Consider the following 23,660-nt stretch of genomic DNA (forward strand, 5'->3'; position numbering starts at 1 on the left):
CACTAAGCCACATGCTCCCGAATCAATTCAGCAATCAATGTTACAGCCTGATCTATTTCGTCTTTCGTTACATACAAGTTAGGCAACAGACGAATCACGTTCGGTCCTGCTGTAATGAACAGAATCCCCTTCTTCTGTCCTGCCAAAACAAGCTCCGCTACCGGTTCTGCACACTCAATACCGACCATCAGACCTTTTCCACGGATATCCTTTACAAAAGGACTATCTCCAAGCTGCTTTTGCAGACTACGGAAAAGGTAATCTCCCATCTCAGCTGCACGTTCTGGTAGCTTGTCATCAATAATCGTTTCAATAGTAGCTTGAACCGCTGCCATAGCAAGTGGCGTACCCCCAAAGGTAGAACCATGACTGCCCGCTGTGAACGCTTCACACAAATATCCTTTGCCTAGCATCGCACCCACAGAGAAACCACTGCCCAGTCCTTTCGCCAATGTAAAGATATCCGGCTCTATACCATAATGCTCAAAGGAAAACAGTTTGCCCGTCCGTCCCATACCTGTTTGTACCTCGTCAATGATCAGCAGCAAACCATGCTCGCGGCACAACTTTGTGATCACATCTACGAAAACAGGGTCTACCGGATACATGCCGCCTTCGGCCTGCACCATTTCCAGCATAATTGCCGCCGTATGCTCACTGATGGCTGCTTCAAGCGCCGTCTGATCATGAAGCGGAACACTTTTGAACCCAGCAGGAAGCGGTAAAAAACCCTCTTTAACTTTGTCCTGACCCGTAGCAGTCAAGGTTGCCAGCGTCCGTCCGTGAAAGGATTGCGTGAACGTAATGATTTCGTAGCGACCAGTCTGCTTTACCTTCTGGTGGTAACGACGCGCCAGCTTAATTGCAGCTTCGTTCGCTTCGGCCCCGCTGTTGCAGAAAAACACAGCATCCGCGCTGCTATTTGCTGTCAGCAAGGCAGCGGCTCGTTCTTGCCCCGGAATATGAAACAGATTGGATACATGCCACAGTTCATCGATCTGTTTTTTCAATCGCTCAGCTACTGCTTGAGGCGCATGGCCGAGATTGGTAACGGCAATGCCTGACATGAAATCCAGATAACGCTTGCCCTGATCATCCCACAGCCAGCTTCCTTGTCCTTTTACCAGCGTAAGCGGGTATCTTGCGTAGGTTGGAAAAAGAGAGCTTTCTGTCTGCGCTTTTGCCGACACCTTTTCCGTTTGCACTCCGCTTCCATCCGTACTTGGCATTTCCTCGCTCACCAGCGTATTCGGTTCCTTACTCATTATGTTCACGCTCCTTTATCGTTTGGTTATATAGGTCGAGCTATATATTGTAATTACTGCATACGCACGATGCGTGTTCCAATCGATTCTCCGCCCAGCACACGGCTTAGTACCTGCGGTTCGCTACCGTTCACAATGACGACTTCCTTCACTTTGCCGTGGATACAGGCAATAGCCGCTCTCACTTTCGGGATCATACCACCGTATATTTCACCTGTGCTGATCATATCCTCAATCTCCTGTACAGTGATAGAGTCCAGCACTCTCTTTTCTCCGCCATACTTCTTCAATATGCCTGGTACATCTGTAACGACGATCATCCGACTGACCCCCAGATGAGAGGCTACCGCACCCGCCGCTGTATCCGCATTAATGTTGTAACGCTGACCCGATCGATCAATCCCGATGGGTGCAATAACAGGCATATAGTCCATATCCAGTACACCTGTAATAATCGAGGCTTGAACGGATGTTACCTCTCCGACCCAACCGACCTCAGCGGCATTCGACACAGGCTTGGCTTCGATTAAATAGCCATCACTGCCTGACAACCCCAACGCTCGGCCCCCATGCATCCCTATTCTACGTACAATCTGCTTGTTAATGCTGCCTGCCAGTACCATTTCCACGACATCCAACACAGGTTCGGTCGTTTTGCGTAATCCATGAATAAACTCCGTTTCGATCCCCAGCTTCGCCAAGTTGTCGGAAATCGCAGGGCCACCGCCATGTACAATGACAGGTTGAAGACCTTCCGACTGCAAACGCGCCAAATCTTCAAAAAAGGAATCAGGTAACGCAGCCAGCGTACTTCCTCCGCATTTCATCACAAAATTACGACGTGCCACTCCCGCATGATTCGCTTGATCCGCGTGTTCCACTGCCGATTGCATATCATCTCTCCTTTTCTTCTCTGCATATCCGTGCCATTTTCAAATGATACTGGACTTCCATCCGCTCGTTGCTTCTAACAACTACTATCCTTATTCAATCCGTATTTTATTCTGGTACCTATGTCCGATAAGCTGCGTTAATCCGCACATAATCATAGGTTAGGTCACAGCCCCATGCTGTAGCGGTTCCGTTCCCGTGATGCAAATCAACAATAATCTGCACCGTATCTCCCCGCAAATAGGCTAGCGCCTCTTCTTCGCCAAAAGCGACCGGACTCGATTGGCTTAGCACAACAATATCACCCAAGCGAATATCTACCGTATCTGGATTAACAGGTTCTCCGGCACGCCCTACGGCCGCAATAATCCGTCCCCAATTCGCATCTGCTCCGAAAACGGCCGACTTGACCAGACTGGACCCAACCACTGTCTTGGCTATCGCTTGGGCGGACGCATCGCTTACCGCTCCGCTTACAGACACCTCTACCAGCTTCGTAGCACCCTCTCCATCGCGAGCAATTGCCTTCGCCAGCTCTCGGCAGATATAGGTGAACGCCTCGGCAAAAGCGTCCCAATCGGGATGCCCTACGTGCAGCTCACGGTTGCCAGCCAGTCCGCTCGCCATGGCGATTAGCATATCGTTCGTGCTCGTATCCCCATCCACCGTAATCATATTAAAGCTGGTATCCGTTGCCTGCTTTAATAGTTGATGAAGCGCCGTCTGTCCGATCACTGCATCACAGGTCATAAAAGCGAGCATCGTTGCCATATTCGGATGTATCATGCCCGATCCCTTGGCCGCCCCGGCGATGTGTACGGTCACACCGTCCACCTCAACCGCCACACATGCTTCCTTTTTAACCAAATCCGTTGTCAGAATGGCTTGGGTAAATTGCTCCGCTCCATCGTTTGCCCCGTTCATACGGTCAGGTAAGGAGGATATTCCGCCAAGCACACGATCCATTTTCAAATGCTCGCCGATCACGCCCGTCGAGGCGACGGCTACATTGCTCTCAGCAACACCCAGTTCACGAGCCGCAGCCGAACGCATAGCGTAGGCATCCTGCTCCCCTTGCTGTCCCGTACAGGCATTGGCGTTCCCGCTGTTCACCACTACTGCCTGCAATCGACCATCTGCCAAGCTCTCGCGGGTCACCTTCAGCGGTGCAGCTTGAAACACATTGGTGGTGTACACCGCAGCAGCTGTCGCCTCTACCTCACAACGAATCGCGCCCATATCGTTGCGGTTCGAATTTTTTAGTCCGCAGTGTAATCCCCCGGCTGTAAAGCCACGCGGAGTTACAATGTTCCCCCCGTTTACTACTGTAAACTCTACTTTGCCCATAATTATGTGCCCTCGTTCGCAACATATTCGATGAATGGCAGCTGCCTGTATTCGAAATTCCGCTCGCTGACGTTTCCTGCATCTTGTTGCGGTTACTTGCTACTTACGGATATACCGGTATGAAGCCCAGCCCGAGGGTCTCCTCCCATCCCATCATCAAATTTAAATTCTGAATCGCCTGTCCAGCTGCACCCTTCACAACATTATCAATGACAGAAATAATCGTAAGACGCCCGGTTCGGGCATCTGCTGCAAAACCGATGTCGCAGTAATTCGAACCCAATACTTCCTTCGTTGCTGGCCATATACCTTCGCCACGTACACGGACAAAAGGATGCCCTTTATAATAATCCCGGTATAACCCGATAAGATCCTGATCTGTATGGTCACCCTTCAGCGTGACATAAATTGTACTCATAATTCCTCGGGTCATTGGAACAAGTTGTGTCGTAAACGTAATCGTAACGTCCTCGCCCGCAATATCACCTAGTACCTGTTCGATCTCAGGGATGTGCTGGTGCTTATTCACCTTATAAGCCTTGAAATTCTCGTTCATTTCCGCATAATGCGAAACAAGACTTGTTCCCCTACCCGAGCCGGATACACCGGATTTGGCATCCACAATCAGCGACCGATGGTCAATCCAATCCGCTTTCAGCGCAGGAATAATCCCCAGCAATGTTGCGGTCGGATAACAGCCTGGATTTGAAATAAAAGAAACGCCCGCCAGCTTTTCTGCATACACCTCACTGAGTCCGTATACCGCTTGCTTGAGATACTCGGGTGAAGCCGCAGGCTTTTTATACCATGCTTCATACGTTTCCCCGCTTCGAAGCCTGAAGTCCCCGGAAAGGTCAATGACTTTCAGTCCGGCATCAAGAAGCTGCGGCACTAACTTGGTACTAACGCCCGATGGCGTAGCAGTGAAAACCAGATCGGCCTTGGCAGCAATTTCGTGGACTTCGACACCGTCCAAATCCTGCACCACAATGTCCGTTAGATGTGGAAACCCGTCACTGATTGGGACACCCGCGCTGGACGAAGAAATAACAGATACAATCTCTACTTGCGGATGATGAACCAAAAAACGAATCAGCTCCACCCCGCCATACCCGGTGGAACCGACAATTGCCACTTTTAACTTGCTGCTCACAGACCTTCCTCCATTCCGTTCTTATGAAATATGTATTATTATACGACTCTATTCATATAAATACAACACCTCATGTCATGTTATTCCTCCAAATTTAAAATATGCGCTCTTGTCTATTCTTTTGACGGACAAGCTGTACGAGCTATAATAAAGGAAATAAAAAATAGACAGAGAGTCTCTTGAATACAGTCTGCCGTTTTGCATAAAGAAAAGGGGGGGATATTCCCTTTAAATTATCTCATATATTGGTATTCATCTCGATTGGCCGTTTGCTGCACTTTATGAACTTGTTGAACATGAAGGGAGTCACATGGGCTGCATCTAGTGAATCTGCGCAGAGGAGCCGCTGAAGCGGATAATTGGGGTCGAAAATAAACTTAAACGTTAGGGGTGCTACACATCGAAACATATACAGCGAATATCGTTATAGATGCAAAGGCAAAGTTAGGCGAGGGTCCCAGCTGGGATCAGCGGTTTCAGCGTTTATTTTGGGTCGATATTGAAGGTTTTCAATTGCATATCTATGATCCTTCTACGTGCACAGATCGTACAATAGAGGTTGGTGAACATATTGGTGCAGTTGTACCTTATCTCAAAAATAAAGTGATCGTAGCGCTGATTAGCGGTCTATATTGTTTGGATATTGAGACAGGGGCCAAAGTATTGATCCATGATCCTGAGGAAGGTAAACTAGGTAATCGTTTTAATGATGGAAAATGCGATCCTACAGGACGTTTTTTAGCAGGAACAATGAGCCTAAATGGCGAACACGCGCAAGGAGCATTGTATAGTCTGAGCACAAAAGGCAATGTCTCCTTACTGGTTGATAAAGCTTCCATATCTAATGGATTAGCCTGGAGCGCAGATCATCGTACAATGTATTACATTGATACTCCAACATTGGAGGTCGTCTCCTTCGATTACGATGTGGCACAAGGCACGATTAGGAATAAGCAACTGGTGGCTAGATTGGATGAAAGTGAAGGGTATCCAGATGGCATGACAATCGATGCAGAGGGCATGTTGTGGGTCGCGCGATGGGGTGGTAAACGTGTCTCCCGTATCCATCCTGCTCATGGAGAAGTGATTGCTGAGGTGTCACTCCCCGTCAATTGTGTGACTTCGTGTGCTTTTGGCGGTGAACATCTGGATGAGTTATATATTACGACTGCTCAAGATAATGATAGTGCCGATCAACCATTAGCAGGCGGTCTATTTATGGTCAAAACAGGGGTAAGAGGAACGCTAACCTCGTATTTCAATCAAGGACAACCGGCAAATTGGCTTGAACGATTAGTAAAAAGAATCTAGTAAAGCTATTCTAAAAGAGAGAGGAGCCTACTACATTAGTGGGCTCTCCTGCATTGATTCAGTTAAGAGCAAGTCTCAGACAGGCCCCTTTGTTTTAGCTTTCCTTCTTAAACCCTTCACCCAATACCTCACGAGTATTACTAATAATCACAAAAGCTTCCGGGTCTACCAAGCGGACGAGCGTCTTGAGGCGAGTTACCTCGTTTTGTCCGACTACAACCATAAGAACAGGACGTTCTTCGTTCGTGTAACCACCCCGCCCTGCCAGCTCTGTCAATCCTCGGTCCAAATCCTGCAAAATAGCCTGCGTGATCGTTTCTTTCTGATTGGATATGATGTAAGCTACTTTGGAGTAGCTCAGTCCCATTTCCACAGCATCAATGACCTTACCAGTTACAAACAAGCCAATCAACGCATACAGCGCACGTTCCGGCGAGAGGGCGAAACCAGCCAGTGTAATCACCGTGCCATCCATCAACATAACACAGAGAGAAAGACTAAAGCCCGTATACTTTTGAATAATCTGCGCCAAAATAGCCAGTCCACCCGTCGAGCCCCTGCCCCGAAATACAGTCCCCAAACCCAACCCTACTCCGATTCCACCATATAGCGAAGCCAGCAACGGATTTGTTGTCGGAACTGCCCAGTCCTTCGTGACATAAACGAATAGCGGCAGCATAATACTTCCCAGTAAAGAACGCAAACCGTATTTTTTCCCTAACAGCAGGACCCCTGCTATAAATAACGGAATATTCATTCCCCACTGCGTATAGGCTGGTTCCAGGCCAAACAGGTCCTCACCCAAGATAGACAAGCCCGATACACCCCCGGATGCAATCCGGTTTGGAAGCAAGAACATGTTAAAGGTCAGCGCTGTAATGAAAGAGCCGAGTATAATCAGCAAAATGTCGGTCACGTTGCGTGCGGGTCCGCTGGCGGCAATCAGAGGCTTACGGCGTCTTCGGCGGGCAGCGGGGGGATTCAATTGAGACATCATTCGTGTTCTCCTTTAGTTAAAAATACCGTTACACAAAAATTCCTACAGTCCGCAGGCACATGGTCTGCAGACTGTAGGAAAACGTACAGGCTATTATTCTGCGTCCAGCTTAATTTGGCTGCGCAGGTAACCATCGATGAACGGATCGAGATCGCCATCCATGACAGCTCCTACGTTGCCAGTTTCCACGCTAGTACGATGATCCTTAACCATGCTGTATGGATGGAACACGTAGGAGCGAATTTGACTGCCCCATGCAATATCGGACTGTTCTCCGCGGATTTCGTCCAATTGCTGACGCTGCTCTTCGATCTTACGCTCGTAGAGCTTGGAACGGAGCATCGTCATTGCCTGCTCACGGTTCTTGATCTGGGAGCGCTCATTTTGACAAGTTACCACAATGCCGGAAGGAAGATGCGTAATTCGAACGGCTGAGTCGGTCGTATTAATATGCTGACCACCTGCACCGCTGGCCCGGTACGTATCAATTTTAAGATCCTCTGTCCGGATCTCAACGTCCACATCATCCGCAATTTCCGGTACGACATCGCAGGATACGAACGACGTATGCCGACGACCCGAGGAATCAAATGGAGAAATGCGAACGAGACGATGCACGCCTTTTTCTGCTTTGAGGTAGCCATAAGCATTATAGCCCTTGATCAGCAGCGTTACACTTTTGATCCCTGCTTCATCACCCGCAAGGTAATCCAGCGTTTCTACCTTAAAACCGCGTTTTTCTGCCCAGCGTGTATACATCCGTAGCAGCATTTGACCCCAGTCCTGCGACTCGGTTCCACCCGCCCCCGGATGCAACTCCAAAATGGCATTAAGCTTGTCATATGGCTGATTCAAAAGCAATTGGAGTTCAAACTCTTGAAGCTTGCTCAGCAAAGATCTGATACTATTTTCAATTTCTCCAGCCAGTGTTTCGTCGCCTTCCTCATCAGCTAGCTCAGCCATCATCCCCGCATCCTCATATTCCTGACGGAGCTGTTCATAGCTGTCTACAGAAGACTTAACCGCGTTCATTTCCGCGATCACGGCTTGAGCTTTATCGTTATCATCCCAAAAATCAGGCGCAGCCATCTTTTCCTCAAAGTTTGAGATCATTTCCTGTTTGAGATCTAAGTCAAAGAGACCCCCTAAGGTTTGTTAGTTTCTTGCCTATTTCTCTTAAATCATGTTTTACATTTGGATCAATCATGATGACATTCTCCTTTTAATATAGGGTTAGGGGAGTAAAAGCGTTGTGAGTTACGGCTGATGGGTAGGCGCTGCGCGAATGATTTGATCTTACGATCGCTGGCGCTTCTCCAGATTCAAATCCTCCGCTTCGCTGCCGACCGCCGTAGAGTCAAACGACTTTTAAATTATCGGCTCTGGTATATGAGCCGAGTCAAGAACTGAATTAACTGACAAACAAGCAGAGACCAGCTTGCTTGTCATAATTGTTTAAAAAGAATTGAGATCAAGCTAGCCATTCATCAATGTTCAAACTGATCCTCCAACAGAGACCTATAAGTTGAAAACATCAGTCTCACCCCTGTATGGCACAAAATGGCCGACGGTCAGTGGTTGAACTGCCGCCTGCCATTATATGCACTGCAGGGAATAGTGTATCTCAAGATCTCTCCCTTAATTTCAATCCGTTATTTTCTACGCGGACGCGAAGGAGCGGATTTCTTTTTAGGAGCCGCAGGTTCACCACTCGTCGAGATTTTGTCTTCGTCGATGACAGCCTGACGCTCTTGATTGGATTCGATTTGTGCTTTCATGATGTATGTGGCTACTTCCTCTTGGATGCTAGCAATCATAGCATGGAACATCTCGAAGCCTTCAAATTGATATTCGCGCAGCGGATCGGTACCGCCGTAAGCACGCAAGTGAATACCTTGACGCAATTGATCCATAGCATCAATATGGTCCATCCATTTGCTATCGACTGCACGCAATACGATAACCTTCTCGAACTCGCGTACCATATCTTCGCCAATCATTTCTTCACGGCTGTGGTATCTGTTGGTAACTTTCTCGAAGATCATATCCACGATCTCCTCTTTTTCCTTGCCCCACAGGTCATCACGCGTAAGTGTATTTTCCTCAAGCAGGTTGTTGTTCACATACTCTGCTACTTCTTCAAGCTCCCAGTTTTCAGGAATGTCATCGCCGCAATGAGCTTCCACTACGCGCTCAATGACAGGCTTGATCATATCGAACACAATTTCCTTGATGTTCTCTGATTCCAGCACCTCACGGCGTTGCTTGTAAATAATAGCACGCTGCTGGTTCATTACATCATCATACTGGAGAACAACTTTACGCTGATCAAAGTTGTTGCCTTCGACACGTTTTTGAGCTGATTCGATAGCACGTGTAATCATACGGCTCTCGATAGGTTGGTCTTCCTCGAAGCCCAAACGCTCCATCATACTCAGCACGTTGTCCGCACCAAAACGCTTCATTAACTCATCGCCCAGCGATAAGTAAAACTGTGTGGAGCCCGGATCACCCTGACGTCCTGCACGTCCGCGAAGCTGATTATCAATACGACGGGATTCATGACGTTCTGTACCGATGATGTGCAAACCACCGAGTTCTGATACGCCTTCGCCCAGTACGATGTCAGTACCGCGTCCAGCCATGTTGGTAGCGATGGTAACTGCGCCAGCTTCACCTGCACGGGAAATAATCTCAGCTTCCTCAGCATGATACTTGGCGTTAAGCACTTTGTGACGAACGCCTTTGCGTTTCAGCATTTCAGAAAGAAGCTCCGAGTTTTCAATAGAAACCGTACCTACCAATATCGGTTGGTTCTTTTTGTTGCGCTCCAGGATTTCATCCACCACTGCATGGAATTTGCCTTTTACGCTCTTGTATACAACGTCAGGCATATCTACACGCTGGTTAGGCCGATTCGTTGGAATTTGGAGTACTTCCAGACCATATATTTTTTTGAATTCTTCTTCTTCTGTTTTCGCTGTACCCGTCATCCCCGCCAATTTGCGGTACATACGGAAATAGTTTTGGAATGTAATCGTCGCTAGCGTCATGCTTTCATTTTGTACAATGATGTTTTCCTTCGCTTCAATGGCTTGATGCAGACCATCACTGTAACGGCGTCCAGCCATCAGACGACCTGTAAACTCATCGACAATCAGGACCTCACCGTCAGCTACGACATAGTCCACATCCAAACGCATAATAGCATTAGCCTTCAATGCCTGTACAATGTGGTGATTGATTGTAACACTTTCCTGATCGTACAAGTTTTCAAGACCAAAGAAATTCTCGGCCTTGGATACGCCGTTTTCGGTCAAAGCAACCGACTTCACCTTAATATCCAGCGTGTAATCTTCTTCAACACTCAGGCTCTTCACAAAACGGTCAGCCGCGAAATACAGCTCTGTCGATTTCTGAGCTTGTCCTGAAATAATCAATGGCGTACGGGCTTCATCGACGAGAATAGAATCGACTTCATCAATGATACAGAAGTACAACGGACGTTGTACCATCTGCTCTTTGTAAAGCACCATATTATCACGCAGATAATCGAACCCGAACTCGTTGTTTGTACCGTACGTGATGTCACAAGCATAGGCTGCCTGCTTGGCGGCATGATCCATATTGGCCAAATTCAGCCCTACGGACATTCCCAGGAAGTTATAAATCTGTCCCATTTCTCCGCTGTCACGTTGCGCCAAATAGTCATTGACCGTAACCACGTGCACGCCTTTGCCCAACAGAGCATTCAAATAAACCGGCAGTGTTCCTACCAGTGTTTTACCTTCACCGGTTTTCATCTCGGCAATTTTACCTTCATGCAGCGCAATACCGCCGAGCATCTGTACGTCATAATGACGTTTACCCAGCACCCGCTTTGACGCTTCGCGAACCGTTGCAAAAGCTTCCGGCAAAATTTCTTCAGCCGTAGTCCCTTGTTCGACCCGAGCTTTAAATTCTGCCGTCTTCGCTTGCAACTCCTCATCCGAGAGCTTTTCGAAATCCGGCTCTATCTTATTGATCAGTTCAACCGTCTTCATTAAACGCTTGACGTCACGTTCATTGGTATCTCCGAAGATTTTCTTAACAATTCCTAGCATGGTTTACCCCTTTCGCGCAAAACAATTAATAGAATCAATTTCACAATAAGAAAGGGTCCATGATGAAATTGATTCCCGATATGTTTGACAGGCCCGGCTGTACCAGCCCATCGTGCGATGTTCTTTGCATAAATTGTAACAGTTTGTAGGACATGCCGCAACACAAGCAGCCTCCAGATTTGCATCCGGTTAAAGATACCAAAACAATTGACGCACGAAATACACAACTTCGTTACGCTTATCCAAGTTGAAATTTCCTTACATTTACAAAAAAAACATATAAAAGAGCCCTATCCCGCCAGGTTCGCAAGGATAAGGCTCGTGTTGTTTTCATTTTCCTAATATCCATGAAGCATGCTTCAATCAAAATCGTTCTATTCATTTTAAAATGTGAAAAGTTCCTACTTCATAGGCTATTCCCGTTCGATCAGACCGTATTTACCATCATTGCGCTTGTAAACTACGTTAACTTCTTCGTTGTCAATATTGGAAAACACAAAGAAATTATGTCCAACCATGTTCATTTGAAGAATAGCTTCTTCCACATCCATAGGTTTCAATAAGAAACGCTTGGTGCGGACGACTTCCAGCTCATCCAGTTCTACATCCTCATCTTCAGCAACAGCCACGCCACCTGCCGGATCTTCCACAAAAAGAGTTTTCAAACTGCCTTCCTGACGGAATTTACGGTTTAGCTTGGTTTTGTGCTTGCGAATTTGCCGTTCAAGCTTGTCTACCACGGCATCAATGGATGAATACATGTCATCGCTCTCGTCTTCGGCACGGAGTACAAGCCCCGGCAAAGGAATGGTTACTTCTACAGTGTGCAAATCTCTGGTTGTGCTTAACGTTACACTTCCATCAGACGTCGGGGGTGCATCGAAATACTTTTCAAGTCTGCTGAATTTCTTATCAACGTAGTCCTTCAAAGCGTCGGTAACCTCGATCTGTTGACCTCGTACTGTTAAGTTCATAGGGCACGCCTCCTTTGCTCCTTCAGTATAGCACATATGTTAACGCCAAGTAAAAAAAGAGACCAACATTTCGAAGCTATTTTACAAAATTCTTCTTTTTTCGCTAAAACGCTTCCGATAACGTCATTCTTTGAAAACAGGTATGTTTAAAATTGACTTGCATACATATGTGAATAATGAGTGCATATATAAATATTGCCCCGCTGACGTCACGACAAACAACTATTTTGGGCTTCATGCTAAGCTATTTTATCGAAAAAGGGGGTGGCCTTTTCCCGCTGGATTAGGTACATGGGCTTGTGCGATATGCAAGGCCTGGTTATAACGCAGGCAATTTATACGAAAGGATTATTACACCCAGCCTAGCTGGCTCTTCCTATACGAAAATCCTAAGATAACGGATTTGGAAGAGATGGAAAGTAGGAAGCTAATCCATGGCTTTTATTCAGCGTTACGTAACGAACCAGACGGGGGCTGTCACCTTTATAGGGAATACACTTGGGCTGGCACGCTCTAATTCGGTAGGAGTGCCGGGAACAGCGACCAGCATTGGCGCGTTCATCACAACTAATACAGCCTCTCGCTTCGGTACGTATCCATTTGGCACGACTTCTACCTTTACCAGTAACTCATCGACAGCATTCCTTGTGCTCCCTGCGGGCAGTACGGTGCTGTATGCTGAGCTTATTTGGGGAGGAAGTTATGCCAACGGCAGTACCAATGTATTGTCCAGCACCAGCAACCCTGTCACATTTCAGACACCTGCTTTATCTACTACGGTCAGTCCTGAATCTGCAACATCGGTCAACGTCACTAGTCTCAGTACCTATGTGAGAACAGCGAATGTCACAAATCTGGTCATTCAAGGTGGCGCTGGTGCGTATACGGTCGGAAATGTGACGGGCACCATCACGGTTCCCGATTCCACCAACACCAACCATGCCGGCTGGACGCTGGCTGTGGTGTACAATAACCCGTCTCTGCCCTTCCGCAACCTGTCGCTACGTGTTGGTGGTGAAGGGGTCAGTACCGCTACAGGCTCGGTCAATGTAGTGGTGAGCGGCTTTGCCACACCTGTGCAGGGGACTTTGCGTGGTAGGGCGCTGATTAGCGCCCAAGAGGGTGACGTGGACATTACGGGTGACCGTGCGTTGTTTGGACCTACCACATCGAGTTTGACTGCGCTGTCTGGGCCTAATAATTTTTCGACTAATTTTTTCGCTTCCCAAATTAACGGAGACGACGGTACATTGGTCACGACGGGGACCTTCGGTACAACTAATGCCGTGAATGGAGCACCTGGAACGCAGGTCACGGGTGGACGGCAAGGTTGGGACATTACCAATGTCGATATTTCCTCCACGCTGCTCAATAGCCAAACCACAGGTGTCCTCCAGCTGACAACAAATGGTGACATTTACACTGTAAATGCCAATGCCATTCAAATTGATATCAATGCTCCACTGGTGACCCTGACCAAAACTGCCAGCTCTACAGGCTTGGTTATTGGCGATACTGTGACCTATACGGTTAACATTTCGAATACGGGGCTCGTCAGTGCTTCCAACACAGTACTTACCGATACCATACCAGCTGGGGCTACCTTCGTACCCGGCAGTGTTGTTGTCGCGGGCACAGCCCAGCCAACAGCCAATCCCGCTACAGGTATCACAGTGGGCAGTGTAGCTCCTGCTTCCACGGTGACCATTACATTCCGTGCAACCGTCACTTCATTGCCAGCAAACACCCAGCTGGGCAATCAAGCATCGGCATCCTTTTCCTTCCAAACCGTGCCTGGAGGACCTGTCATTTCTGGCAACGTTCCGTCCAACACTGCCAGTACACCAATCTACCAACCTGTTATTGGAATTGTTAAAAGTGCCAATACAACGGCTGCTACAGTTGGAGATACGATTACGTACACGTTTCAGATATCCAACACGGGCAGCATTGCTGCAAATCTCAGCTTTTCGGAGAGCATTCCCGCCGGATCATCCTTCATACCGGGCAGTGTGACCATTGGTGGTTCTTCCGTGCCTGCTGCCAATCCCGCTACTGGTTTTTCAGTAGGAACGATTAATACAGGTGCTACTGTACCCGTGACCTTCCAGGCCCTCGTCAACGCGGTTCCCGCCTCTGGTAATTTGACCGATCAGGCGGCTTACACGTATACCTTCACACCGCCTGACGGACGTATATTGAACGGAAGCGGGACGTCCAACACGCTCACCATTCCCGTATCCTCACCAAATGTGACCGTGACAAAAGCCTCTTCCCTGGCGGCAGCCGCAGTCGGAGAGACTGTTCAATTTACCATAACCGCCACAAACAACGGAATCGCCAATGTGACCAATGTAGTCGTTACCGATCCGCTGCCAAGCGGAGTTGCCTTTGTACCTGGTAGCGTCACCGTGAACGGAACTGCTTCTGCGACTGCTACACCTGTGAACGGTATTCCGATCGGCACTTTAGCTCCAGGCGCATCGGTTACGGTTGTATTTCGGGCAGCCATTAATTCTCTACCTTCTCCTGCACAAATCAACAATCGTGCAACTGTCAGCTTCACTTCCGGGGCCTTTACCGGATCATCTTTGTCCAATCTTGTAACCATACCTGTCGTTATTGCAGCGCCGACGATTACCAAAAGCGCCAGCTCCAACCGTGCCAGCGTTGGCGGGACGATTACTTATTCATTTCTCATCGCTAATACCGGAACAGCCGTATTAAACACGACCTTGACGGAAACTGTACCGACAGGCTCCACCTTTATTCCCGGAAGCGTCATTGTTGGCGGGTCCTCAGTGCCAGGCGCCAATCCTAATACGGGAATTTCAGTAGGCACCGTAAACCCTGGTGCACAAATTACAGTCTCATTCCGGACGACAGTGGATTCGCTACCACCCGGGGGTGGATTAAACGATCAGGGCCTGCTCCAATATTCATATCAGTTGCAAGACGGAAGAACCCTGTCGGGCTCGCTTCTCTCCAATATTGTTTCCGTATCGATTTCTCTTCCCAACGTAGCAGTAACCAAGTCTGCGGGATTCACATCCGTTAGTGTTGGCGAAACGCTGACCTACAGCGTGAACGCCGTTAATAACGGAATTGACCCCATCACAAACACCGTGATTACCGATCCACTCCCCGGCAGCGTGTCATTTGTGCCCGGAAGCGTAACCGTCGGTGGTTCACCTGTGAGCACAGCCGACCCAAGAAGTGGCATTCCAGTCGGCACCATTGGCGCAGGCGCATCCGTGCAGGTGTCCTATGCCGTGCTAGTCAATGCCGTTCCATCCGTGCAGCCGCTGCAAAACACAGCCAGTGTCAGCTTCACCAGTGGTGCTTTTACCGGAACATCCCAGACAAATACCGTCTCTGTGCCGGTTTATCAGCCTCGTATCAGTGTGGTCAAATCTGCAAATACAACAGCAGCTACGATAGGCGACACGATTCTGTACACATTGTTAGTCACGAACAGCGGCAACTATAATGCTTCTGTAACGCTGACAGATGCTATTCCTGCCGGGTCCACATTTATGGAGAACAGCGTGGTAATCAATGGCGTTAGTCAGCCCGGAGCCAGTCCAGCAGCAGGTATTTTCATCGGAACCGTGTCGCCGCAAAGCCCTATCACACTGACATTCCAAACTGTAGTGGCTACCCTTCCAACACCATCCCAACTGACAGACCAGGCCACCGCCGCCATTTCCTTTACCTTGCCCGATGGGCGAGTGCGAACAGATAGCACATCGTCCAACGTGTTATCCATTCCCGTGTCTGCGCCGAATGTGTCCATTTTGAAGACTGCAGACCGTTTCACCGCCATTCCGGGTGATTCGGTGTTATACACCCTGACCGTACTCAACAACGGAATCCAGACCGTGGGCAATGTGGTCGTTTCCGATCCTATCCCGGCCGGCTCTCAATTCACTGCCGGTAGCGTAACGCTGAATGGCTCCACAATAGCCAGTGGAGATCCGTCTTTAGGTATCGTAATTGGGAGCATTGCCGCTGGAGGGGGAGCTACAATCACTTTCAGGGTAACGGTATCCTCTCCATTACCAAGTCCGCCGCAGCTCACCAATCAATCGCGTGCCAGCTACACCAGCGGTGCTTTTTCAGGCGTATCAGTATCTAACCCAGTGACAGTGGCTTTGAACGCTCCGGTATTAAGCGTAAGCAAAACCGCAGAACCTATATCAGCCACAGTCGGGAACATCGTAACGTACTCTGTGGCAGTAACCAACAGCGGTAATATTGCAGCTGCTGCCACATTGACAGACAATATCCCCGCAGGCTCAGCACTGGTACCGAACAGTGTGGTCGTCAACGGTGTTCCTGTTCCCGGTGCCAGTCCCGAAGCAGGTCTGTCTATTGGCTCCATTGCACCTGGAGCCGTGACTCAAACAACTTTTCAGGTGGTGATTACTTCCGTGCCTTTACCTCCCCAACTCACCGACCAGGCGAATATCAGCTTTTCCTTTCAACCGCCGGATGGCCGGATTGTTAACGGCAATGTTTCGTCCAATATTGTCACAATTCCTGTATCGTCACCCAATGTACAGGTAAGCAAAAGCGCCTCGGTAGCTGATGCCGTTCCTGGGGATACGATAACCTATACCATTACAGCTACCAATAGCGGAGTCCAAACCGTGACGGATGTTCGGGTAAACGATACGATCCCGTCGGGCTCCACTTTTATTCCTGGCTCGGTTATTGTAAATGGAACGACATTGCCGTCAGCCAGCCCCTTAACGGGGATTCCAATCGGTTCCATCGCTGCTGGTGCGTCAACAACCGTCACCTTTTCCGTATCTGTCAACAGCCTGCCTGACCCACCTCAGCTGAGTGATCAGGCTACAGTTTCTTTTACCAGCGGTACACTGAATTTCACATCACTCTCCAACACTGTTGTCATCCCTGTTTACCAGCCTATTGTCAGTCTTGTTAAAACTGCAAATACGAGTCAAGCAACGGTAGGCGACACCGTAGTCTATACACTCACTGCTCAAAATACAGGTAATCTAGCAGCGACCGCCACATTCACCGATGCTATTCCATCTGGTTCCTCCTTTATACCGAATAGCGTCACCGTGAACGGTCTGCCTGTTGCTGGAGCCAATCCCCAATCAGGGGTATTGGTCGGAAACATTGCAGCGGGGGCTTCTGTCGCCCTTACCTTTCAAGTGGTCATTAACGCTGTCCCTGCTGGCCTGGGTCTGTTAAATCAAGGTTCGGCCACATTCACCTTCCAGCCACCTGACGGTCGCACATTAAATGGAAGCGCACAATCGAATCCGGTGTTCATTCCCGTATCCAATCCGAATGTCACCGTGACCAAAACGGTCAATCAGACCTCTGTAGCCTTCGGCGATACCATTACGTATACCATTAACGCAGTAAATAGCGGTATTACACCCGTAACGGGAACTGTCTTTATCGACCCGATTGCTGATGGCACTACTTTTATACCTAACTCCGTACAAGTCAATGGTGTCACTATACCGGGAGCCAACATCGCCACAGGCGTATCCGTAGGCACTATCCCTACTGCCAGCTCAGTAACGGTCACCTTCCAGGCAACGGTAACATCCTTGCCAGCGTCAGGTTTGTCAACGGATCAGGCAACGGTCTCCTTTAATTCCGGGGCTTTCGCAGGTCAATCCGCCTCGAATCAGGTCAGCCTGCCTGTATTTCAGCCAATCTTGAATGTGACCAATACCCTCAGTGCAGATCGTGCAACCGTAGGGAATACACTTGGCTTTTTCATCACTGTAACCAATACCGGCAACGCGCCCGCAGAAACGGTCGTGCTTGATCTGTTGTCCAGCTCGCTTAGTCTGAATCAAAATAGCGTACTGGTCAACGGTTCGCCCATTCCCGGAGCAGACCCGATTACAGGCATTAATATCGGTTCGGTCGCCCCAGGTGCGACGGTAACCGTCTCGTTTAGCGCCGTGGTCATATCAGTACCACCTGGCTCCATACTAACCAACCAGGCCACTGTGAGCTACACGTTCCAATTGCCCGATGGACGAACGCTGAGCGGAAGCGGAGCGGCCCTGCCTGTATCCATTCCGATCTCGTCACCGAATGTAACAGTCACGAAGGCAGCTGATGTGGCTGTCGCTGTCGTGGGTGATTCTGTCCCCTATGTCATAACTGCGTTCAATAACGGACTCGATCCTGTTACTAGCGTAATCGTCACGGATACCATTCCTTTTGGAACCGCCTTTGTCCCGGGCAGCGTTACAATTAATGGTACGCCTGTTGTTACAGCCAACCCACAAAACGGTATTCCTGTCGGAACGCTTGGAGCTGGTGGCGGAGCTACCATTCGCTTTTTGCTTAACGTACAATCTCTGCCGTCGCCAGCGTCCATTACCAATGAGGCGACCGTAAGCTTTACTTCAGGTGCATTTAATGGATTTTCGGTATCCAATCCCGTTACCATCCCTGTGTATCAACCGATCGTCACTGTAACTAAAAGCGCGGGAACGGGAAGAGCTACGGTTGGAGATACGGTAACCTATACATTCTCCGTTACAAACTCTGGAAACATCGGTGCAGATACCGTCCTTAGTGATCCCATCCCGGCAGGGGCTGCCTTTATCCCTAATAGTGTAGTGATCAATGGCACCGCCGCACCTGGCTCAGATCCAAGTGTTGGGATTCCATTAGGTATCATAGGTGCAGCTACGACTGTCACTCTGACCTTTCAGGCAGTCATTACCTCACTGCCCGCATCAGGTACATTGGTCAATCAGGCGACCGCAGCTTACAGCTATCAACCTCCAGATGGTCGTGTCCTGACTGGAAGTGCAGTATCTCCGTCCGTGACCGTCTCGGTCTCTTCGCCAGATGTGGACGTTATCAAAACAGCATCCGCTACAGATGCCGTAGTCGGAGATACCATTACGTATACTGTGATTGCTACGAATAACGGAATCAGTCAAGTCGTCAATGCCGTTGTATCTGATCAGCTGCCGCCCGGCACCAGCTTTGTTCCGGGTAGCGTAACCGTAAATGGAACTTCTGTACCTGCTGCGTCACCAAGCTCCGGTATCCCTGTAGGCACCATTGCAGTAGGTGGTTCGGCAGCAGTTACATTCCAGGTCTCCGTCGTTAGTCTGCCGCAGCCGCCGCAAATAACCAATCAAGCGACCGTTAGCTTTACTTCAGGCGCGTTGACCACGTCTTCGCAATCCGATCCGGTTACCTTGCCTGTTTATCAGCCGATCATCGGCCTGACCAAAACCGTCAATACCGTCAACACACAGATCGGATCAACATTGGTCTATACCCTGACGCTAACTAATACCGGAAATATTGCCGTTATACCTGTGCTGTCAGATAACATCCCCGCAGGTTCTGAACTACTGCCTAACAGCGTAGTCGTTAACGGCATCCTTGTCCCGGGAGCTTCGCCAGTTACAGGCATAACGCTCGGATCACTGGCCCCTTCAGGCAGTATTACAGTGAGTTTCCAAACCATCGTCTCGTCTCTGCCAACTCCGCCTATATTGACCGACCAAGGGCAAGCGGACTTTACCTACTCACCACCTGACGGTAGAGTACTGAGCGGTTCTGTCACATCGAATACAGTCAACGTTGCTGTGTCTGCACCTAATATTCAGGTAATTAAAACATCCAGCCTGGCAGCCGCTGTAGTCGGAGATACGATCAGATATACACTGAGCATCACGAATAGTGGCGTGGATTCAGTCACAGATACTGTTGTAACCGATACAATTCCTGCAGGTACCTCCTTCGTTCCGGGCAGTGTCCTAATCGACGGAGTAGCCTTCCCTAATGCCTCTCCGGTTGCTGGAATTGCCATCGGAAACGTCGCACCTGGAAATACATTCGTCGTCAGTTTCCAGACAACTGTCCAGTCTTTGCCGCAGCCACCACTGCTCTCAGATATTGCAGCCGTCACGTTTACTAGCGGAACGTTCACTGGCACTGCCTTTTCCGATCCACTCATCGTACCTGTGTTCCAACCGTTAATTGCAATTACTAAAGCATCCAGCACTCTTAACGCCTCCGTCGGCGATACACTGACCTACACGATTACAGCCGTGAATAGCGGCAATATTGCAGCAGCGCTTACCATCAGTGATAACATCCCGGCCGGATCGACTTTCCTTGCCAACAGTGTCAGCATTGCTGGCAGTCCGCAACCTGGATTGTCCATCGAAACTGGCGTTCCAGTTGGATCCGTGTTGCCAGGCGGAACGGTATCCGTAACGTTCCAAACCATTATCAATACACTGCCTAATCCACAGGTACTGGTCGATCAGGCATCAGGCTCATTCACTTTCCAACCACCAGATGGCAGAACTGTATCCGGATCTGCGGTATCCAATTCAGTTAGTATCTCTGTATCCTCACCAGACGTTAGCATTGTCAAAGGAACGGCGGCTACCGACGCCATTATTGGCGATATCATCACCTACACACTGGCTGTCTCCAACAATGGGATCAGTACAGCCAATAATATAGTGGTTTCAGATATGATTGCGGCGGGAAGCTCCTTTGTAAATGGCAGTGTTACCATAAACGGAACTTCCTTCCCTGATGGAAATCCTGGATTTGGTATTGCCATCGGTACGCTCGCTCCAGGAGCTGTTACTACTGTTACGTTCCAGGTTCGAGTCGATTTCTTGCCCACACCGGCACAATTAAACAATCAGGCATCCGTTAGCTTTACCAGCGGGGCATTTACTGGTAGCTCAACATCTAATGTAATAACCATTCCGGTCTTCCAGCCGATCCTGACAGCAGTCAAAACAAGCAATACCAATAATGCCACAGTCGGAGACATCATCACTTACACGATTGTCGTATCCAACACGGGTAACATTGCAGCCTCAACTACTGTAAGTGACAATATTCCGGACGGCTCTGTATTCCTTCCGAACACAGTCTCGATTAACGGCATTGCAGCTCCCGGTGCAAGCCCAGTTTCCGGCATCCCGACTCCAGCCATACCACCAGGACAATCGGCAACCGTCACTTTCCAAGTGCTGGTATCTTCCATCCCTGCAACCGTATTACTGGTCGATCAGGCTGAGGTAGACTATCGCTTTAATGCACCAGATGGGCGAGAGGCAGGCGGTTTCCATTTATCCAACATTGTTGAGGTTGCCGTGTCACCGCTAGACATCACATTAAGTAAAAGCGTAAGCTCACCTTTCGCCACTACTGGCGATACCTTGACGTATGAACTCGTGATCCTCAACGAGGATACGAATACCGTGCAAGATGCCCGTTTGCTGGATACTTTGCCAGAGGACATCGAGTTTATTACAGGTTCAGTTCAGATTAATGGATCTACGGTGGCAGAAAGCGATCCCGGCACCGGCATACCTTTGCCACCGTTAGAAGCGAATACCAAGACTGTCATATCCTTTGATGTCCGTATCACAGCAACAGAACAGCCAGGACCGCGTACGAATCAGGCGCGCTTGTTACTCACGAATAGTGAAGAAGCGAGTGCCGTTTTGTCCAATGCTGTCACCATTGCCGTACTCCAGCCTGTGGTGAAGCTGACGAAAATAGCCAGCACGGAGAGCGTGCAGCCAGGCCAAAGCATCACCTATTCCATCATTGCAGAAAATACTGGAAATATCGGTGCCTTTGGCTTGTTGACGGACTCATTACCATCGGAGCTTTCTTTTGTTGCTGGCTCTGTTTCGGTTAATGGAACCCCTCATTATGGGGTCAGTCCAGGGCAAGGCATTGCCCTAGGTACCATCGCACCAGGAGAAAAAACGACTTCCGCCTTCTCCGCGCTTGTCGTTCGTGCCTCCGAGTCAGACACACTGGTGAATCAAGCTTCGCTGGCTTACTCCTACCAGCTGCCGGACGGACGAAGCATGAATTTGGTAACTGCTTCACCTTCTGTCTCAGTTAAAGTGGCCCCTACTGGTAAAGGAGCCTTGTCAGCTGTGCTACGCACAACAGTATCTACTGTCGCATTAAGCGATTCTGTGCCTTATCAGCTGACTCTTGTTAACGATGGAGGCTCAGTCATTACCGATGTAGTGTTAGCCGATTACGTACCGATTGGAACCATCATAAACCCGGACAGCTTGAAAATTAACGGTTCTCCACCTGCTTCTAGCAAGCCGGGTGAACCATTATTTATCGGCAGCTTACAGGCGGGACAGACAATGGATGTATCCTACAGCGTGAACGTTCAGTCTCTGCCTCTCGGAGGACGTCTAAACAATAGCGTACGGCTCCATTATGCTGGCAATGAGGGTGCGAGCGAGGTTACCAGCAACACCGTGACTATAACTGTTTTTGATCCACAGCTTGCCGCAAGTATCTCTACGGAAAATACGGAGGCCATCGCAGGAGAAAGCCTTACTTATACGGTACTGCTCAACAACTTTGGCAACGTAACATCCGAAGTTACACTGCAAAATTTCATTCCTGCCGGGACTCTATTGATTCCTGACAGCATACAGTTGAACGGTCAATCACTGTTGGGAACCGATCCTGCTGTCGGTGTTAGTCTGGGGTCTGTGGAACCTGGACAGTCATTGACACTGACTTATCAAGTGACCGTATCGGAGACGCCTCCATCTGGCTACATCGTAAATCAAGCTGCCTTTGCCTACTCGTTTACGTTACCTGGAGGAAGAGTCGTATCAGGGACATTGACTACGAATACCGTTACCATCCCAGTTGTATTCCCACTGCTCGAATTAGTTAAAAAAGTGAATACCACGGATGCCTCTGTAGGAGACATACTCACCTTCACCATTCAGATTACAAACAAAGGAGGAATTCCAGCACAGTATCCGCTGTTCACAGACCCGTTGCCGCATGGACTCATTTATGTACCCAACAGCCTAACTATCCAAGAAAAAGCACAGCCAGGCGCTAATCCCGCCGCAGGTATCACGCTTCCGGATATTGCACCAGGGGAGACGCTCACCCTTACGCTCCAGGCACAAATTCGTGAAGCACCAACAGAGGGAACATTCAGCAACCAAGCCACCATCGAATATACCTCACGTCGTAGTGGAGGAGAGACCATCCAGGAAACAACCCAAACCAACACCGTCGGCGTGACCGTTATTGCAGCCATCCCTAAACTTACACTTAGCTCCAGCGCTTTGCGTGTCGGGCAAGAAGATACCCTGTCCTTCACCGTCCATGTGGAAAACATCGGCAATACTCCGCTGGAAGAACTCTTGCTCACTGCACCATTTGCAGCCGAAGATTTCATTTTGTTGCGAACTGTCACCGTGAATTCTGTGCCGCTTCCGCATCCTAACCTGCTCCAAGGTATTCCGTTAGGTCGGCTTGACCCAGACCACAAAGCCGTTATCGTCTTTTCTTTCGACATCGAATCTGCGCTCCGCGCGTATCTGATCGCCCAGGTCATCCTGCGCTATCAATTCCGCTATCCAGACGGAAGCGTAGAGAAACAATCTGCCTCCTCCAATACCATTTTTGTGGAGATGGCTGACTTTGATGGTTCTCTAGAGTAAATGTTCTATTGTGTCGAGCTCCTTACCACTGGGTAAGGGGCTTTTTTATGTAATTAGAAAACATAAAAAAGCCCTGGAATATTTTCCAGGGCAGTTGCTAGCGCGTTAT

At 49.1% G+C, this 23,660-nt stretch carries 10 protein-coding genes; 2 read left to right on the plus strand and 8 right to left on the minus strand.

Annotated features, from left to right (window positions below):
- Positions 1-2: 2 nt before the first annotated feature.
- The 4 genes from NSQ58_RS02065 to argC form a co-directional block, all read right to left on the minus strand.
- Positions 3-1,265, minus strand: a complete 1,263-nt coding sequence (locus tag NSQ58_RS02065; RefSeq protein ID WP_341056799.1) for an acetylornithine transaminase — start codon at positions 1,263-1,265, stop codon at positions 3-5.
- A gap of 53 nt (positions 1,266-1,318) precedes the next feature.
- The gene (argB, locus tag NSQ58_RS02070) at positions 1,319-2,158 is read right to left on the minus strand and encodes an acetylglutamate kinase (protein WP_025723996.1); all 840 of its coding nucleotides are present in this window, start codon (positions 2,156-2,158) and stop codon (positions 1,319-1,321) included.
- A gap of 118 nt (positions 2,159-2,276) precedes the next feature.
- Complete coding sequence (argJ, locus tag NSQ58_RS02075) at positions 2,277-3,503, minus strand: bifunctional glutamate N-acetyltransferase/amino-acid acetyltransferase ArgJ (RefSeq protein ID WP_028542130.1); 1,227 nt, start codon at positions 3,501-3,503, stop codon at positions 2,277-2,279.
- Between the two features lie 103 nt (positions 3,504-3,606).
- Complete coding sequence (gene argC / locus NSQ58_RS02080; RefSeq protein WP_023990636.1) at positions 3,607-4,656, minus strand: N-acetyl-gamma-glutamyl-phosphate reductase; 1,050 nt, start codon at positions 4,654-4,656, stop codon at positions 3,607-3,609.
- 390 nt (positions 4,657-5,046) lie between these two features.
- Here argC and NSQ58_RS02085 point away from each other — a divergent pair, with 390 nt between their 5' ends.
- The gene (locus tag NSQ58_RS02085; protein ID WP_013312255.1) at positions 5,047-5,967 is read left to right on the plus strand and encodes an SMP-30/gluconolactonase/LRE family protein; all 921 of its coding nucleotides are present in this window, start codon (positions 5,047-5,049) and stop codon (positions 5,965-5,967) included.
- 94 nt (positions 5,968-6,061) lie between these two features.
- Here NSQ58_RS02085 and NSQ58_RS02090 read toward each other — a convergent pair whose 3' ends face one another.
- The 4 genes from NSQ58_RS02090 to hpf form a co-directional block, all read right to left on the minus strand.
- Entirely contained in the window at positions 6,062-6,961 is a 900-nt protein-coding gene (locus NSQ58_RS02090) for a YitT family protein (RefSeq protein ID WP_023990638.1), read from the minus strand.
- Positions 6,962-7,057: 96 nt separating this feature from the next.
- Positions 7,058-8,171 (minus strand): peptide chain release factor 2 gene (gene prfB / locus NSQ58_RS02095; RefSeq protein ID WP_103744773.1). Its coding sequence is split into 2 segments (ribosomal slippage): positions 7,058-8,098 and positions 8,100-8,171, totalling 1,113 coding nucleotides; the frame shifts between segments, so codons are not numbered across the junction.
- Positions 8,172-8,616: 445 nt separating this feature from the next.
- Entirely contained in the window at positions 8,617-11,067 is a 2,451-nt protein-coding gene (gene secA / locus NSQ58_RS02100; protein WP_023990640.1) for a preprotein translocase subunit SecA, read from the minus strand.
- A gap of 413 nt (positions 11,068-11,480) precedes the next feature.
- Positions 11,481-12,041: a ribosome hibernation-promoting factor, HPF/YfiA family gene (gene hpf, locus NSQ58_RS02105; protein WP_023990642.1), complete on the minus strand. Its 561-nt coding sequence runs from the start codon at positions 12,039-12,041 to the stop codon at positions 11,481-11,483.
- Between the two features lie 434 nt (positions 12,042-12,475).
- Here hpf and NSQ58_RS02110 point away from each other — a divergent pair, with 434 nt between their 5' ends.
- Entirely contained in the window at positions 12,476-23,551 is an 11,076-nt protein-coding gene (locus NSQ58_RS02110; protein ID WP_341056802.1) for a DUF7507 domain-containing protein, read from the plus strand.
- The last annotated feature ends 109 nt before the right edge of the window (positions 23,552-23,660 follow it).

The sequence above is a fragment of the Paenibacillus sp. FSL M7-0134 genome (genome assembly GCF_038007865.1).
Taxonomy (GTDB): domain Bacteria; phylum Bacillota; class Bacilli; order Paenibacillales; family Paenibacillaceae; genus Paenibacillus; species Paenibacillus polymyxa_B.